The 15,084-nt window shown below is 62.5% G+C and carries 15 protein-coding genes and 1 tRNA gene; 6 read left to right on the top strand and 10 right to left on the bottom strand.

Going from position 1 to position 15,084, the window contains the following annotated elements:
- Positions 1-6: 6 nt before the first annotated feature.
- Entirely contained in the window at positions 7-834 is an 828-nt protein-coding gene (locus ACK4TE_RS03940; RefSeq protein WP_409910176.1) for a polyphosphate kinase 2 family protein, read from the bottom strand.
- 75 nt (positions 835-909) lie between these two features.
- Positions 910-1,527, bottom strand: coding sequence for a 30S ribosomal protein S4 (gene rpsD, locus ACK4TE_RS03945; RefSeq protein WP_409910177.1), 618 nt, complete (start codon positions 1,525-1,527; stop codon positions 910-912).
- Positions 1,528-1,692: 165 nt separating this feature from the next.
- Here rpsD and ACK4TE_RS03950 point away from each other — a divergent pair, with 165 nt between their 5' ends.
- Entirely contained in the window at positions 1,693-2,511 is an 819-nt protein-coding gene (locus ACK4TE_RS03950) for an SDR family NAD(P)-dependent oxidoreductase (protein ID WP_409910178.1), read from the top strand.
- On the opposite strand, the gene ACK4TE_RS03955 is transcribed toward ACK4TE_RS03950, so the two are convergent.
- The 3 genes from ACK4TE_RS03955 to ACK4TE_RS03965 all read right to left on the bottom strand — a co-directional run bounded on the left by ACK4TE_RS03955 (position 2,508) and on the right by ACK4TE_RS03965 (position 5,067).
- A complete protein-coding gene (locus tag ACK4TE_RS03955; protein ID WP_409910179.1) occupies positions 2,508-3,704 on the bottom strand; it encodes a CaiB/BaiF CoA transferase family protein in 1,197 nt (398 codons plus the stop codon). The two genes, ACK4TE_RS03950 and ACK4TE_RS03955, sit on opposite strands and share 4 nt — an antisense overlap.
- Before the next feature lie 70 nt (positions 3,705-3,774).
- Positions 3,775-4,674 (bottom strand): GGDEF domain-containing protein, encoded by a 900-nt coding sequence (locus ACK4TE_RS03960; protein WP_409910180.1) that lies wholly within the window; start codon positions 4,672-4,674, stop codon positions 3,775-3,777.
- A 120-nt stretch (positions 4,675-4,794) separates the two neighbouring features.
- Positions 4,795-5,067 carry a Usg family protein gene (locus tag ACK4TE_RS03965; protein WP_409910181.1) on the bottom strand — a complete coding sequence of 91 codons (273 nt, stop codon included), beginning with the start codon at positions 5,065-5,067 and terminating at the stop codon, positions 4,795-4,797.
- A 300-nt stretch (positions 5,068-5,367) separates the two neighbouring features.
- Here ACK4TE_RS03965 and groES point away from each other — a divergent pair, with 300 nt between their 5' ends.
- From groES to ACK4TE_RS03980, 3 genes are all read left to right on the top strand, one after another.
- Complete coding sequence (gene groES, locus ACK4TE_RS03970; protein ID WP_409910182.1) at positions 5,368-5,658, top strand: co-chaperone GroES; 291 nt, start codon at positions 5,368-5,370, stop codon at positions 5,656-5,658.
- A 49-nt stretch (positions 5,659-5,707) separates the two neighbouring features.
- Complete coding sequence (gene groL, locus ACK4TE_RS03975; RefSeq protein WP_409910183.1) at positions 5,708-7,351, top strand: chaperonin GroEL; 1,644 nt, start codon at positions 5,708-5,710, stop codon at positions 7,349-7,351.
- Positions 7,352-7,484: 133 nt separating this feature from the next.
- The gene (locus ACK4TE_RS03980) at positions 7,485-9,089 is read left to right on the top strand and encodes an acyl-CoA synthetase (protein ID WP_409910184.1); all 1,605 of its coding nucleotides are present in this window, start codon (positions 7,485-7,487) and stop codon (positions 9,087-9,089) included.
- Between the two features lie 6 nt (positions 9,090-9,095).
- Here ACK4TE_RS03980 and ACK4TE_RS03985 read toward each other — a convergent pair whose 3' ends face one another.
- The 5 genes from ACK4TE_RS03985 to recJ form a co-directional block, all read right to left on the bottom strand.
- Positions 9,096-9,533, bottom strand: a complete 438-nt coding sequence (locus ACK4TE_RS03985) for a PaaI family thioesterase (RefSeq protein ID WP_409910185.1) — start codon at positions 9,531-9,533, stop codon at positions 9,096-9,098.
- The gene (locus ACK4TE_RS03990) at positions 9,526-9,981 is read right to left on the bottom strand and encodes a DUF192 domain-containing protein (RefSeq protein WP_409910186.1); all 456 of its coding nucleotides are present in this window, start codon (positions 9,979-9,981) and stop codon (positions 9,526-9,528) included. The genes ACK4TE_RS03985 and ACK4TE_RS03990 overlap by 8 nt, the downstream gene beginning before the upstream one ends.
- Before the next feature lie 51 nt (positions 9,982-10,032).
- Positions 10,033-10,560 carry a cold-shock protein gene (locus tag ACK4TE_RS03995; protein ID WP_409910187.1) on the bottom strand — a complete coding sequence of 176 codons (528 nt, stop codon included), beginning with the start codon at positions 10,558-10,560 and terminating at the stop codon, positions 10,033-10,035.
- Positions 10,561-10,683: 123 nt separating this feature from the next.
- Positions 10,684-10,758 (bottom strand) — tRNA-Glu (locus ACK4TE_RS04000).
- A 68-nt stretch (positions 10,759-10,826) separates the two neighbouring features.
- Positions 10,827-12,632, bottom strand: a complete 1,806-nt coding sequence (gene recJ / locus ACK4TE_RS04005; protein ID WP_409910188.1) for a single-stranded-DNA-specific exonuclease RecJ — start codon at positions 12,630-12,632, stop codon at positions 10,827-10,829.
- 139 nt (positions 12,633-12,771) lie between these two features.
- Between recJ and purB the strand changes: the two genes are divergently transcribed.
- Together purB and ACK4TE_RS04015 are read left to right on the top strand one after the other, a co-directional pair.
- Positions 12,772-14,070 (top strand): adenylosuccinate lyase, encoded by a 1,299-nt coding sequence (purB, locus tag ACK4TE_RS04010; protein WP_409910189.1) that lies wholly within the window; start codon positions 12,772-12,774, stop codon positions 14,068-14,070.
- A gap of 82 nt (positions 14,071-14,152) precedes the next feature.
- A partial coding sequence (locus ACK4TE_RS04015) for a dipeptidase (RefSeq protein ID WP_409910190.1) occupies positions 14,153-15,084 on the top strand: 932 nt, incomplete at its 3' end.

The raw sequence follows: 15,084 nt of genomic DNA on the forward strand, positions 1-15,084 counted from the left end.
CCAGCCTCAGCCGAAATCAAAGGACTCGGGCTTGTAGCCCGGGTCCTTCCAGTTCAGGTCCATCTCTTCCAGAGCGCCGCGCACGATGCGGGCAACGATGGCGTTGCGGCGCGTGCGGCTGTCGGCGGGAACGACATACCAGGGCGCATGGCGTGTGGAGCAGCGCTGGACGGCAAGTTCGTAGGCAGACATGAACTCTGACCATTTCGAGCGGTCGTCGAGATCGCCGGGATTGAACTTCCAGAGCTTGTGTTCTTCCTGCAGCCGTTCCTTGAGGCGCACGCCCTGCTCCGCATAGCCGATGTTCAGCATGAACTTGACGATTTTCGTGCCGTTTTCGGAGAGGTGTTTCTCGAAGGCATTGATCTGGCCGTAGCGCTGCTCGACCTCGTCCAGCGGCGCGAACCCACGGACACGGACGACGAGCACGTCTTCATAGTGCGAGCGATCAAAGATGCCGATATGGCCGCGGCGGGGCACGGCATTGTGGACGCGCCAGAGATAGTCGCGCGCGAGTTCCTCGCTGCTCGGCGCCTTGAAGGCTTTCACTTCCATGCCAAGCGGGGTTGTGTCCGAGAACACTGACTTGATGGTGCCGGACTTGCCGGACGTGTCCATGCCCTGGAGGACGACCAGCAGGGAGCGCCTGCCCTCGGCATAGAGCTTGTCCTTGAGCTCGTTGATGCAGGCTGCATCCTTCTTGAGACTGGTTTCTGCCTCTTCCTTGTTGTCGAAGACGTCACGGCCTGAGGTATCGCGTGCCGACAGGACGAAGGGCTTGCCCGGACGGGCGATGACGGCCTTGCGAACGACGGCGATGGACGGAATGGCCATTGAAAGGTTCCTGAAAATGAAAAGGCCGCACCAGTCTGGCGCGGCCTTTCCGGAACTTCAAGGAAATCAGGTGACTTAGGAGGAGTAGAACTCGACCACCTGGGCCGGTTCCATCTTCACCGGGTACGGCACGTCTGTCAGGACCGGAACGCGCTTGTAGGTGGCGGTCATGCCTTTGGGATCGACTTCGACATAGTCCGGGATGTCGCGCTCGGGGCTGCCGAGGGCTTCCAGGACGAGGGCGAGGTTGCGGGACTTCTCGCGGACCTGCACGACATCGCCAGGCTTCAGGCGGGCGGAGCCGATATTGCAGCGCTTGCCGTTCACGGTGACGTGGCCGTGGTTGATGAACTGGCGGGCAGCGAACACGGTCGGCACGAACTTGGCGCGGTAGACGATGGCGTCGAGGCGCGATTCGAGCAGGCCGATCAGGTTCTCGGCCGAGTTGCCCTTCATGCGGGCCGCTTCTTCGTAGATTTTCGAGAACTGTTTTTCGGTGATGTCGCCGTAGTAAGCCTTTAGCTTCTGCTTGGCCTGCAGCTGCATACCGAAGTCAGACACCTTGTTACGGCGGTTCTGACCGTGCTGGCCGGGCTTGTAATTGCGCTTGTTGAAGGGGGATTTGGGGCGGCCCCAGATGTTTTCACCGACGCGGCGGTCGATCTTGTACTTCGCGCTGTGGCGACGTGACATGGTAGTCCTCATTGTCAGCGCGGGCCGGCAAACGCTCCATTGCGCCTGCGATTACAACGGCGGCTCCGCACCATCCCGTCATGAAGTCGCGGGTAAAACACCATCAGGACGCTCGCGTCAAGCGTGGCGGCTGCTAGTGTATCCCCCATAAAGAGGGAGGAATTCATGGGATTGGTTAAGGGTAAAGTGGCCATTGTAACAGGCGGAGCCAGCGGAATCGGGCGGGCGGCGGCGCTTGTGCTGGCCCGGGAGGGAGCGGCCGTGATGGTCACGGACCTCGACGAAGCGGGCGCCAGGGCCACCGCAGAGGCCATTTCCAAGGCCGGCGGCAAGGCCGCCTCGATGAAACAGGACGTGGTTGATGAGGCCCTCTGGGACACCGTGTTTGCCGATACGAAGAGCCTGCTCGGCGCCCCCTCAATCCTCGTGAACAATGCCGGGATCGCGATTGCCGGGGCGATCATGGAGTATTCCCTTGCCGACTGGCAGAGGCAGATGGCGGTGAACACCGACAGCGTCTTCCTGGGCACCCGTGCTGCCATGCGGGCGATGAAGGAGACCGGCGGATCGATCATCAACCTCTCGTCCGTGGCGGGCCTGCGCGGATCATCCGGTGTCAGCGCCTATTGCGCCTCCAAGGGGGCGGTGCGGCTGTTCACGAAGGCGGCGGCGGTGGAGTGCGCGGCGCTGGGGCTGAAGATCCGGGTGAACTCGGTGCATCCCGGCATCATCGACACACCGATCTGGCAGAAGGACATTACTCGCATGACGGAGACGATGCAGGCCGATCAGAAGGCGGTGCTGACCGCTTCGACCGGCGGCAACGCGCTCGACCCCAATGTGATCGCGCTAGGCAGCACGCCGATGGCGCGCCCGGGCCGGCCGGAGGAAGTGGGAGAGCTGATCGTGTTCCTCGCCTCAGACATGTCGAGCTACATCACCGGGCAGGAACATGTCGTCGATGGTGGGCTGACTGCACGCTAGACAATGCCGCTGGCTCGGAGCCTTGCGACCTGATCGGGGGTGAGGTCGAGAAGCTCTGTCAGCACTTCTTCCGTGTGAGAACCGAGCGTGTCGGGGCCTGCCCAGCGGGCCTTGCCGGGCGTGGCGGAGAGTTTCGGGAAGACATTCTGCTGGCGGATGCCGGGCCAGCGGTCACTGTGAACCTCGACGAGCGTTTCGCGGGCGGCATAGTGCGGATCGGTGAGCATATCGGGGGCGCGGTAGACCTTGCCGACAGGCACACCGTTTTCGATCATGATGCGTTCGATCTCGTCGATGGTCCGGGTTGATGCCCATTGCTGGATGAGATCGTCCAGTGCTTTCTGGTTCTTGCCGCGGGCGATGTGGGACACATAGGCGGGCTCATCTTTCAGAGCGGGCTGCCCTATGGCATCGCACAGCCGGGCGAACACCGTGTCCTGATTGGCGGCGATGATGACCATGCCGTCAGTGCCTTCATAGATGTTCGAAGGCGCGATTCCTGGAAGGTAGGAACCCGTCCGTTCACGGATGTATCCTTCGAACTGGTATTCGGGGACGAGGCCTTCCATCACGGACAGGACGGACTCGTAGATCGTTGCATCAATGACCTGTCCCTCCCCGGTTTTCTCGCGGTGGTGCAATGCGGCAAGCGCACCAAGCGTGGCATAGAGGCCAGCAAGGCTGTCACCGAGCGAAATGCCGGCGCGCGAAGGGCGGCGGTCGGCTTCGCCCATGACATAGCGCAGACCGCCCATCGCTTCGCCGACGGACGCATATCCTGCGCGCGAGGCGTAAGGCCCGGTCTGGCCGTAGCCAGAGACACGGATCATAATCAGGCGCGGGTTGATCTTCTTGAGGTCTTCATAGCCCAGACCCCACTTTTCCAGTGTGCCGGGGCGGAAATTCTCAAGCAGGAAATCGGCTTCGGCGACAAGGCGGCGGACGATGTCCTGTCCTTCCTTCTCGCGCAGGTTTGCCGTGATACAGCGCTTGCCGCGCGCGACGACTGACCACCAGAGGGGAAAGCCTTCCCGGCCCCATTCGCGCAAGGGATCCCCCTGCCCCGGCGGCTCGACCTTGATCACATCGGCGCCGAAATCCGCGAAGATCTGCCCGCAGAACGGACCCGCGATCAGCTGGCCAAGTTCGATGACCCGGAGATCCGTAAGCGGACCGGTGCGCGGCGCAGGCATGGCATTCCTCCCAGTGCGGAATGCCGTTTCCAATCAGGAAATCACACGTCCGGCAAGCGAAGCCGCCGCGTCAGCGGGAGCTGCGTGCCTTGCCCGGGCGGCCAAAACGCGGGGTCGATGCAATGGCGGCAGCGCGCAGGTCGTCTGAAGCGTCATCGTCGAACGCGGTGACGCGCTTGTAGGTCGCAGCGTTGCGCTTCTTGAACTCGGCGAGATCCTGCACTTCCGGATGACGGTATTCGGCCGTCTCAACTCGGTTGCGGCCGAGGCGCTTGGCTTCGTAAAGCGCCCGGTCTGCGGCTTCGATGACCGCGCTGACATCCGAGCCGGCAGACAGCATGCAGTAACCAAAGCTGGCGGTGACGGTGACCTGATAGAGCCCGGTCTTGACGATCGACTCCTGGATGCGGGTGCGCAGGCGGTCGCACACGATGCGCGCCTGCTCAGAGTTCACATCGCTCAAGAGGACCACGAATTCCTCACCGCCCCAGCGGCCGAGCTTGTCGAACGGGCCGCGAAGTTCGGCATAGGCAACCTGCGCGAGATTCTTGAGGACCTGGTCGCCGGCGGCGTGGCCGTAGAGGTCGTTCACTTCCTTGAAGTGGTCGAGATCGATCACCGCGATGGCGGCGGTGCGCTGTGTGCGGCGCATGCGGCGGCATTCTTCTTCAGCAGCGCGCATGAAGAAGCGGCGATTGAGAAGGCCGGTGAGTTCGTCGGTCCAGGCGAGTGCTTCAAGCTTGCGCTTGTACATACGCTCGTGGAAATCGTGCAGCGAGGCGATGATCGCTGTCGGCATGGCGATGCAGCACGTGACGAACAGGTTCATTCGCACATAGTCGGAGACATCGTGGGGCAGACCCATCCGATAGACGATGATCGACACGATGAACGAAATCGACAGTGCCGACGCGCAGACGAGCGTGAAAAAGTTCACCGACTGCAGTATGTCCCGGGTTGAATGGCGCATTCTCGCGTTCCTCTGTTCCTGCCGTATCTACGACAGGAAAATTGAGCCCATGCTCAATTCAGGTCCGCATTTGCGCAGGGCGGCGCGAGAATTGGTTAACCTTTTCCGGCCGCAGCCACGTCAGTTCAGCACCCACCGCCCGTCGATGGCCCGCAATTCTGCCGGGCCAATCCAGTCGGAATGGGCCACACGGATGGAGTGGATGGTTGCCAGGACTTCGCGCCGCCAGTGATCCAGAAAAGCATTCAGGCGCGGAAAAACCGGAGCGGTGTCGATGGTTTGCCAGACAAAGCTCTGAAGCAGGCTGCGATGGTCGGGCATGTGGTAGAGGATTTCCGTGGTCAGCAGGCCGCCGCCCATGAGGCGGGCCTGAAAATCGCGGTCAACGGGCATTGCTGTCTCCTTTCATCCCTGAGGACATCCACAGTGTGCAGACAGCGTTATGAAGCTTTGATGAATATGCAATAGTTTCAATTGGTTAGCATCGATCAAGTCCGAGTGCTGCCACGACCCCGGCCGCCGCGCGCAGAAGGGCGTTCCGGGGAGGTTGACGGGCCCTCAGGGAGGTACTATTTCCGGCGCATCGTTAGCAGTCTGCTCGGGTGAGTGCTAACTTTTGGGCGCACCCCTCCTGCTGGCGACCAGTTCAACCCCTAGACCCGAGGTTTAGCTATGATCGAAGAGGCAGTCAGAATGAAACTTCGCCCCCTGCATGACCGCGTCGTTGTGCGCCGCGTCAAGGAAGAAGAGAAGACCAAAGGCGGGATCATCATTCCCGACAACGCCAAGGAAAAGCCGCAGGAAGGCGTTGTGGTCGCCGTTGGCGCCGGCGCATTCGGCGATGACAACGAACGCATCCCGCTGGACGTCAAGAAAGGCGACCGTATCCTGTTCGGCAAATGGTCCGGCACCGAAGTAAAAGTCGACGGTGAAGACCTGCTGATCATGAAAGAAAGCGACATCATGGGCGTGCTGGAGAAGTAAGTCTCCGCCCCGCTTTCCAAATCCAACAGACTTCAAGAGGTAACAGACAATGGCTGCAAAGCATGTAGTTTTTGGTGCTGACGCCCGCGAGAAAATGCTCCGCGGTGTCGACATCCTGGCAAACGCCGTGAAAGTGACGCTCGGCCCGAAAGGCCGCAACGTCGTCATCGAGAAATCCTTCGGCGCCCCGCGCACGACGAAAGACGGCGTGACCGTCGCCAAGGAAATCGAACTCGAAGACAAGCTCGAGAACATGGGTGCCCAGATGCTGCGCGAAGTGGCATCGAAAGCCAACGACACTGCCGGTGACGGCACCACGACGGCAACCGTTCTCGCCCAGGCCATCGTTCGCGAAGGCATGAAGCGCGTTGCCGCAGGCATGAACCCGATGGACCTGAAGCGCGGCATCGACAAAGCCGTCGCCGAAGTGATCAGCGACCTGAAGCATCACTCCAAGAAAGTAAAAACGAACGAAGAGATTGCCCAGGTCGGCACCATCTCTGCCAATGGCGAAGTCGAAATCGGCGCCATGATCGCTGAAGCGATGGCGAAAGTCGGCAACGAAGGCGTCATCACGGTTGAAGAAGCCAAGGCGCTCGAAACCGAACTCGACGTCGTTGAAGGCATGCAGTTCGACCGCGGCTATATCAGCCCCTACTTCATCACCAACGCCGACAAGATGACGGTTGAACTCGAGGATGCGCTCATCCTTCTGCACGAGTCGAAGCTGTCGAGCCTGCAGCCGCTGCTGCCGATCCTCGAGTCTGTGGTTCAGTCGCAAAAGCCGCTGCTGATCATCGCGGAAGACGTTGATGGCGAAGCGCTCGCAACCCTCGTCGTCAACAAGCTGCGCGGCGGCCTGCGCATTGCAGCCGTGAAAGCACCGGGCTTCGGCGACCGCCGCAAAGCCATGCTGCAGGACATCGCTGTTCTCACGGGCGGCCAGGTCATCTCCGAAGACCTCGGCATCAAGCTCGAGAACGTTGGCATGGAAATGCTCGGCAAAGCCAAGCGCGTGTCGATCGACAAGGACAACACGACCATCGTCGACGGCGCCGGCAAGAAGAAAGACATCGAAGCCCGCGTTTCGCAGATCCGCAAGCAGATCGATGACACCTCGTCCGACTATGACCGTGAGAAGCTCCAGGAGCGTCTTGCGAAACTGGCCGGCGGCGTTGCCGTGATCAAGGTTGGCGGCGCAACCGAAGTCGAAGTGAAAGAGAAGAAAGACCGCGTCGACGACGCCCTCAACGCGACCCGCGCGGCCGTGGAAGAAGGCATCGTTCCGGGCGGCGGCGTGGCCCTGCTGCGCGCTTCGAAAAACATCGACGTCGTCGGCGCCAATGACGACGAGAAAGCCGGCATCGACATCGTGCGCAAGGCGCTGGAAGCTCCGCTTCGCCAGATCGCCGAGAACGCAGGCGTCGAAGGCTCGGTGGTCGTCAACACGATCCTGACCAACAAGTCGCGTACGTTCGGCTTCAATGCCCAGACCGAAGAGTATGGCGACCTCGTTGCCATGGGCGTCATCGACCCGGCCAAGGTTGTCCGTTCGGCCCTGCAGAACGCCGCCTCGGTGGCCAGCCTGCTGATCACGACGGAAGCCGGCATTGCCGAAGCGCCGAAGAAAGACTCGGCCGGCGGCGGCGGAATGCCTGGCGGCATGGGCGGTATGGGCGGCATGGACTTCTAAGTCCCGCCCTTCGCTCTTCGCGAAAAACAGCGGCCCTCCGGAGCGATCCGGGGGGCCGTTTCCTTTGGGTCACGATTGCTGCTCAGCTCCCGCGCCCGTAAACATTGGTCAAAATTGACCGGCGGAGGAAATAATGGACTGGAATTTCGGTGACATGCTGGACGCCGTGGGCGCCGCACTCGGCCCGGACGATCTTGCCCTCGCGCATGGTGACCGGAAGATCTACTGGCCGGACTTCACCGCCCGCACCAACCGGCTCGCCCGCGCCTTCCTGAACCTCGGCGCAAAGCGTGGCGACAAGGCTGGCTTCTACATGCGCAACCAACCGGAATACATGGAGGCGATGGCCGCCTGTTTCAAAGCCAGCCTGTCGCCGGTGAACGTGAACTATCGCTATCTCGACGACGAACTCGTTTACATCATCGACAATTCGGACTCGACGGTCGTGTTCTTCGATGTCGAGTTTTCCGCCGAAGTCGAACGCGTGCGCCAACGGCTGCCACGCGTAGTCGCCTGGGTACAGATCGGCGTTGGTGAGGCGCTGCCCTTCGCACAGGACTACGAGACGCTGGCAACAACTGGTGATGCGTCTTCCCTTCAAGGCAAACGCTCCGGCGACGATATATTCCTTCTCTACACCGGTGGGACGACGGGGCTGCCTAAGGGGGTGATGTGGACGCATAATATCTGGCGGGAAGCCAGCATGGAGGGTGTGCGCAAGCTGGGCGGGCCGGTGCCGGAGACGATGGCGGAGCATGTGCAGAATGCCCTGACTGTGGGCCGTTTCTCGCGCCAGCTGCCGGCTTGTCCGCTGATGCATGGCACCGGGTGGTTCACGGCGATGGGCGCAATGCTGAATGGCGGGGCGGTGATAACGCTCACGGAGAAGTCCAGATTCAGTCCAGACAACTTGTGGACTACCGTGCATGAAAACGGCGTGACCTCGATGGCGATTGTCGGCGATGCGTTCGCCAAGCCGATGCTGCAGGCGCTGGAGGAAAATCCCGGCAAGTGGAACCTTTCGAGCGTTCTCAACATCGTGTCCTCGGGTGTCATGTGGAGCGCCGAGGTGAAGCAGGGACTGCTGAAGCATATTCCGCAGACAGCGCTGACGGACAGTTTCGGCGCCTCCGAAGCGGTCGGGTTCGGCACGTCGATCACGACGGCAGAGGGCGGCACGCAGACCTCGAAGTTCGAGATTGGCGGCAGCTGCAAGGTGTTCACCGAGGATGACCGCGAAGTGGTGCCCGGCAGCGGTGTGCCGGGCTTTATCGCGCGCGGCGGCGCTGTGCCGCTCGGCTATTACAAGGACCCCGAGAAGACCGCGAAGACCTACAAGACGATCAACGGCATGCGCTACGCCATTCCGGGTGACTGGTGCACAGTGGAAGTGGACGGAACCATCACGCTGCTCGGGCGAGGATCAAACTGCATCAATACGGCCGGCGAGAAAGTCTATCCCGAAGAGGTCGAGGAAGCGCTGAAGGCGCATGCGGCGGTGAGTGATGCACTGGTCGTTGGTGTGCCAGATGACAAATGGGGACAGGCGGTGACAGCGGTCGTGTCGCTCGATGGTACGGCGACGGAAGATGAGCTGCGCGCGTTCGTTCAAAGCAAGCTCGCCCGCTACAAGGCGCCCAAGCGCATCCTGTTCAAGGACAATCTGGGCCGCGCGCCGAATGGCAAGGCAGACTACAAGTCGATCAAGGCATTCGCGCTGAAGGAACTTGGCCTTTAGCGGTGGTTACTTCGCCGCCCCCCGGCGGACGGTGCGGAACACGGCGTGTGCGAGAGCGGCGAGGCCACCGTCTTCTTTCACGATGCGGGCGCTGACATGGACGAAGTCACCGTCGATGGAGGTGACTTCCGGATGCGCTTCGAGCCATTCGCCTTCGCGGACGATTTCCATGAACTCGAGCGTGAGCTTGATAGTCACCGACATTTTCTGCGTGGCAGAGAACACCGCCCAGGCGAGCGCGCTGTCTGCGAAAGCGGAGACCATGCCTCCATGGAGGAAGCCCATGCCGTTGCAATGGCGGTCGAGCACCCAGATGCCCGTGCGGATATCGCCGGGCGCGGTGGCGCGGTAACTGGGGCCGTTATGGATCGTGAACTTGCCGCGCGATGGCGTGAGGGCAAAGCCTGGACGTGGCTCGCGTGCCGGCAAGGCCGTATCAGCCACCGGAGGCGCTGAAGATCGGATGCTTGACGATGTCGCCGGGTACGATGCCGAGTTCGCGGGCACGTCCACCGGGCAGTTCCAGCACAGCCCGCACCGGCACACCGGGGCCAAGCGACCGGGTAGAGCGCGGGACGGCGTTGCGAGCAATCGCGACGACCCTACCGGTTTCGTCCATGAACAGCATGTCGAGCGGGATCAGCGTATTCTTCATCCACATCGACGCCGGGCGGCTCTGACCGAAATCGAACAGCATGCCGGCATCCGGGGCGAGGCTTTCCCGGAACATCAGGCCCTGCTGGATTTCCTCGGGCGTCGAGGCGATCTCCACCGTGAAGGCGTGGGTCTTTTCGCCGGACGTGATCGTCAGCGGCGTGACCGGGAGCTGGGCGGCGGCAAGCTGCACAAGGAAGGCAGCGGCGGCGATGAAGGCGGCGAAGAAGCGGGTCATGGCGAGAGGAATAGAGGGCCAAGGCGCCAGCGGCAAGCGCCTGCTGGCTGTTCAGCGCTTCGGACGCACCGCCGAGATATGCTCGCCCTTGGCACCGGTTTCGATGATGACCTCGATTTCGGTGCCGGGCTCGATCTCCTCGTACCCTGCCTTCCGCAGGGCCACGGCGTGCACGAAGATGTCTTCCTCGCTGCCCGGCCGGCGCACGAAACCGTAGCCCTTGGCCCGGTTGAACCATTTCAGCGACACGGGCTCATAATCCGGACGCTCGCCCTTTTCCTTCGCGATTGCCGCGCGGGGGCGCTCCATCTCGATGATATGCACGGTCTGCCAGCCGCGCTGGCGCTGGACCGCGTCACACACGATCTTGGCGCCTTCGTCAGCTGTGGCTTCGCCATATTCGCGCAGACAGGAGATGTGCACCATGACATCGCCCGACAGCGTGGAATCCGAAGTGGATTCCGCGACAATGAAGCCATAGCCCTTGGCGCTGTCGAACCATTTGATGTGGCCGATCACCCGCACGACCGGTTCGGCCGCGGGTGGGTCGGATTCAGTCTTAGCGGCAGTGTTCGTCATCAACCCAATTCCCCTGTCGCAAACCTAGTGCGGGGCGATGCACTTGTCACGCGAAGTTCACAAGCCCGAAACGATTCGGGGCCTCTTACACAGCAGGATGCGGCAATTTTGGGGCAGGTAACCTGGCAGTCCCTAGGGGAATCGAACCCCTCTTTTCAGGTTGAAAACCTGACGTCCTAACCGATAGACGAAGGGACCGCACCGGTTTGAGAGGCGCGATATAGCGGGCGATTCAGGGGAGCGCAACCCACCTGGTGGCGATTGATTCAGTTGACCTGCAGCGCTGCCACGTCCGCGATTTCCAGCTGCACGCGCTCCCGGCCGTTCCATGTGTCACACTTCAGGCGCCCGACCAGGCTGAAGCGCCCGCCCTGCCGCAGGACCTGGCCAATGGGCTGGTCCTCGGCGCGCCAGGCGACACAGTCGATCCGGCCCGAGGCATCTTCGGCAACAAACCGCAGATGATTGACGCCGATGCGGCGCAGGCCCGTGATCGACACATCCTGCAGCAGGAAGACCGGTTCCGGCGCGCCGACGCCGAACGGGCCAAGCGTCGCGATCCGGGCCACGAGCACCGGAGTCGCGGCCCCGGGCGCAAGAAGCGCATCGATATCCAGCTGCAAGGCAGCGTCACGCTCGGCTGCGAAGGCGGACATGTGGTCCAGCATCCAGGCGTCGAAGCCTTCGAGCTGGCCAGGGTCCATGCTGAGGCCGCCCGCCATCGCATGACCGCCGCCTGAGAGGATGATCCCCTGCCGTGCGGCCTCGGATATGGCGGCGCCGAGATTGACGCCCCGGACCGAACGGCCGGACCCCTTGGCGACAGGGCCGAGGCCATCGCCCCAACCGATCACGATGCTCGGCAGGTGGAACCGGTCCTTCAGACGCCCGGCCACGATGCCGATGACGCCCGGATGCCATCCCTCGCCGGCCGCGATCAGCACGCCGCGATCAGGGTTGGACTCGAGCGCGCGTTCGGCCTGCGCAGTAGCGGCGTCAAGGATGGCCGTTTCGAGCGCTTTGCGTTCATCATTCAGGGCGTGGAGACGTTCGGCGAGGTCGATGGCTTCAGCCCGGTCGTCGGTGGCGAGGAGCTTGGCAGCGAGCCACGGATCGCCGACGCGGCCGCCCGCGTTGAGGCGCGGGCCAAGGATGAAAGTGGCATGGTAGACGCTCTCGACCCGGCCGATTCCGGATACGTCCGCGAGGGCGCGCAGGCCGGGGTTCTGGTCGCGCGACATCATGGAGAGCCCCTGGCGCACGAAGGCGCGGTTGACGCCCGTGAGGGGCGCCATGTCGCAAAGCGTGCCGAGGGCGCAGAGATCCAGCAGCGGCAGAATATCCGGCAAGCCCGCTGGTGGCGCGATGCCCCGTTCGCGGGCGAGGCGGTTCATGGCGGCGACGAAAACGTAGACGACGCCTGCTGCAGCAAGGTGGCCCTGCCCCGAATTGCAATCGGGCCGGTTCGGATTGACGAGAGCGGCCGCATTGGGGGCTGGGCCGCTCATCAGGTGGTGGTCGATTACAACAATCGGCAGGCCGATGGCGTTGGCCTCGTCCAGCGCCTGCACGGCTGCGGCGCCACAATCGACCGTTATGACGAGTTCGGCGCCATTCGATTTCAGGTAGCGGAAGGCGGCAGGCGACGGGCCGTAGCCTTCTTCCAGCCGGTCTGGAACATAGAGCCCGAGATCACGGCCCCACGCGCGGAAGTAGCGTGCGAGGATGGCGGAGGAGGTGCCGCCATCGACGTCGTAGTCGGCGAAGACCACGACTTTCCGGCCGTCGAGGATGGCGTCGAGAACAATGCCGGCGGCCTTGTCCATGTCGGCAAAGCTGCTGGGATCAGGGAAATATTCGCGCAGCGTCGGCGCCAGGAATCCGGCGGCATCGGCCGGCTCGATGCCACGGGCCGCCATCAGCCGGGCGAGAAGGTCGATTCCGCCTGTGACGGGCAACAGGGCCTGCACCCGGCGCGGGTCTGCCTCGATCAGCTTCCAGCGCCGTCCGCTGGCCGAAATGGGCGGCAGGCCTGTCGCTTCCGGGCTGGGAATCTTTGCGGCGCGGGTCATGTGGAGTGCCTCGAATCGGGAGGAGAGTAGCCCGGGATGGGGGGTGACCGGAAGGCTGCGGCAACCGTTGCGCCGCTGCAGGCTGGCGCGCGGCGCCTTCTGCCCCTATTGGCTTGCGAAGACGACAGGAGAGCCGGCGATGATTCCCCGTTACACCCGCCCGGAAATGGCTGCGATCTGGACCCCGGACAGCCGGTTCGGCATCTGGCTGGAGATCGAGACACTGGCCGCTGAAGCAATGGAAGAGCTCGGCATCGTACCGAAGGGCGTGGTGAAAGCGGTGCGGGAACGCGCGGCGTTTGATGTCGACCGGATCGACGAGATCGAGCGCGAAGTAAAACATGATGTCATCGCCTTCCTGACCAATGTGGCGGAGCATGTGGGCGAGGAGGCGCGCTTCCTGCATCTTGGCATGACGTCTTCGGATGTGCTCGACACTTGCCTGAACGTGCAGCTGGTAAGGGCGGCGGACCTGCTGCTCGGCGGGATCGACCGGGTTCTTGCGGCGCTGGAGAAGCGTGCGTGGGAGTTCAAGTACACGCCGACCATCGGGCGCAGCCACGGCATCCATGCTGAGCCGACGACCTTCGGCATCAAGCTCGCGACTTTCCATGCTGAGTTCCAGCGCGCGCGGGCGCGGCTGGTGATGGCGAAGGAAGATGTGTCGACCTGCGCAATTTCGGGCGCGGTGGGCACGTTCGCGAACATTGACCCGAAGATTGAAGCGCATGTTGCGGCGAAACTGGGACTGCAGGTGGAGCCTGTCTCCACACAGGTGATCCCGCGCGACCGGCATGCGATGTATTTTGCGGTGCTGGGCGTTGTCGCCTCTTCCGTTGAGCGGCTTGCGACCGAAGTGCGCCATCTTCAGCGTACGGAAGTTCTGGAAGCGGAGGAGTATTTCTCCGCCGGCCAGAAAGGCTCCTCCGCCATGCCGCACAAGCGTAACCCGGTACTGACGGAAAACCTGACAGGTCTTGCCCGTCTGGTCCGATCTGCCGTGACACCTGCGCTGGAAAACGTTGCGTTGTGGCATGAGCGGGATATCTCCCACTCCTCCGTTGAACGCGGGATCGGGCCGGATGCTACCATCCATCTCGACTTTGCGCTGCACCGGCTGGCCGGTGTGATCGAGAACCTCGTCGTTTATCCGGACAACATGCTCAAGACGCTGAACAGCATGGGCGGGCTGCACAACTCGCAGCGCATTCTTCTGGCCCTGGTCGAGAAAGGCGAGAGCCGCGAGAATGCCTATCGCCTCGTGCAGCGCAATGCGATGCGGACCTGGCAGAAGGAGGGCGACCTCGCGGACCTTTTGAAAGCCGATGCCGACGTGACGGGGCGTCTGACCCCGGCAGAAATCGATGCATTGTTCGACCTTGAATACCATTTCAAGCATGTCGACACGATCTTTGCCCGGGTTTTCGGCAAGGCTTGAAGCAGGGTGCATTGACGCCCGGTCTCGCCGCGCCAAGATGGCGGGAAACACGAAACTGTCCCCACGCAAGAAGAGAGAGCAAATGAAGAAACTGATCCTGGCTGTCCCGGCCATGCTGCTTGCGGCCTGCGCCTCGAATGGCGCGCCCATGCCCACACCTGAGGTGGCCGCCGCGCCTGTCTCCGAAGCGCGCCAACTGCATGAGCGCCTGATGGTGCTCGATACCCACCTCGACACGCCGGCCTTCTTCCATTCGCCCACCTACACGTTTTCCAATCGCGGAGATTTCGACAAGGATGGCACCCAAGTTGACCTGCCGCGCATGAATGAAGGCGGTCTTGATGGAGGGTTCTGGGTTATCTACACGCCGCAGGGGCCGCTGGATGACGCCTCCGTATATGCGGCGCGCACCTCTGCGGTGCTGCGCCAGATGGCCATCCGTGAATTTGCCGCGAAATATTCGGACGACGTGGAACTCGCCTTCACGGCTGCAGATGCCGAGCGTATCAACGCTGCCGGCAAGAAGGTTGTTTTCCAGAGCATGGAAAACTCCTACCCGCTGGGCAACGATGTCTCGATGCTCGAGACGTTCTATGTGGCCGGCCTCAGGATGATTGCACCCGTCCACTTCGCCAACAATCAGTATGCGGACAGCACGACGGATGTTGGTCCGGCCTTTGGCGGCCTCAGCCCGCTGGGCGAAGAGCTTGTGCGCGAAGCCAACCGGCTTGGCCTGATCCTTGATGGCTCGCATGCGTCCGATGACACATTGCGCGACATGCTGGCGCTCTCCACGACGCCGATCATTCTCTCGCATTCCGGCCCGAAAGCGATTTATGACCACCCACGCAACCTGCCGGACGACCTGATCGAAGCCGTCGCGGCCGGGGGCGGTGTCATCCAGATCAATGCGCTCGGCGCTTATCTGGAATTGCTGACGGCAACATCGGAGCGCACGGCGGCGCTGGCAGCCCTGCAGGAGCAATTCGGTGGCAATCTCAGCGCCCTGACACC

The organism is Hyphomonas sp., from assembly GCF_046313975.1.
Taxonomy (GTDB): Bacteria; Pseudomonadota; Alphaproteobacteria; order Caulobacterales; family Hyphomonadaceae; genus Hyphomonas.

Excerpts from the sequence above, each read along its gene's own strand:
- ACK4TE_RS03940 (WP_409910176.1), bottom strand. The coding sequence starts at position 834 with ATGGCCATTCCGTCCATCGCCGTCGTTCGCAAGGCCGTCATCGCCCGT.
- rpsD (WP_409910177.1), bottom strand. The coding sequence starts at position 1,527 with ATGTCACGTCGCCACAGCGCGAAGTACAAGATCGACCGCCGCGTCGGT.
- ACK4TE_RS03950 (WP_409910178.1), top strand. The coding sequence starts at position 1,693 with ATGGGATTGGTTAAGGGTAAAGTGGCCATTGTAACAGGCGGAGCCAGC.
- ACK4TE_RS03955 (WP_409910179.1), bottom strand. The coding sequence starts at position 3,704 with ATGCCTGCGCCGCGCACCGGTCCGCTTACGGATCTCCGGGTCATCGAA.
- ACK4TE_RS03960 (WP_409910180.1), bottom strand. The coding sequence starts at position 4,674 with ATGCGCCATTCAACCCGGGACATACTGCAGTCGGTGAACTTTTTCACG.
- ACK4TE_RS03965 (WP_409910181.1), bottom strand. The coding sequence starts at position 5,067 with ATGCCCGTTGACCGCGATTTTCAGGCCCGCCTCATGGGCGGCGGCCTG.
- groES (WP_409910182.1), top strand. The coding sequence starts at position 5,368 with ATGAAACTTCGCCCCCTGCATGACCGCGTCGTTGTGCGCCGCGTCAAG.
- groL (WP_409910183.1), top strand. The coding sequence starts at position 5,708 with ATGGCTGCAAAGCATGTAGTTTTTGGTGCTGACGCCCGCGAGAAAATG.
- ACK4TE_RS03980 (WP_409910184.1), top strand. The coding sequence starts at position 7,485 with ATGGACTGGAATTTCGGTGACATGCTGGACGCCGTGGGCGCCGCACTC.
- ACK4TE_RS03990 (WP_409910186.1), bottom strand. The coding sequence starts at position 9,981 with ATGACCCGCTTCTTCGCCGCCTTCATCGCCGCCGCTGCCTTCCTTGTG.
- ACK4TE_RS03995 (WP_409910187.1), bottom strand. The coding sequence starts at position 10,560 with ATGACGAACACTGCCGCTAAGACTGAATCCGACCCACCCGCGGCCGAA.
- recJ (WP_409910188.1), bottom strand. The coding sequence starts at position 12,632 with ATGACCCGCGCCGCAAAGATTCCCAGCCCGGAAGCGACAGGCCTGCCG.
- purB (WP_409910189.1), top strand. The coding sequence starts at position 12,772 with ATGATTCCCCGTTACACCCGCCCGGAAATGGCTGCGATCTGGACCCCG.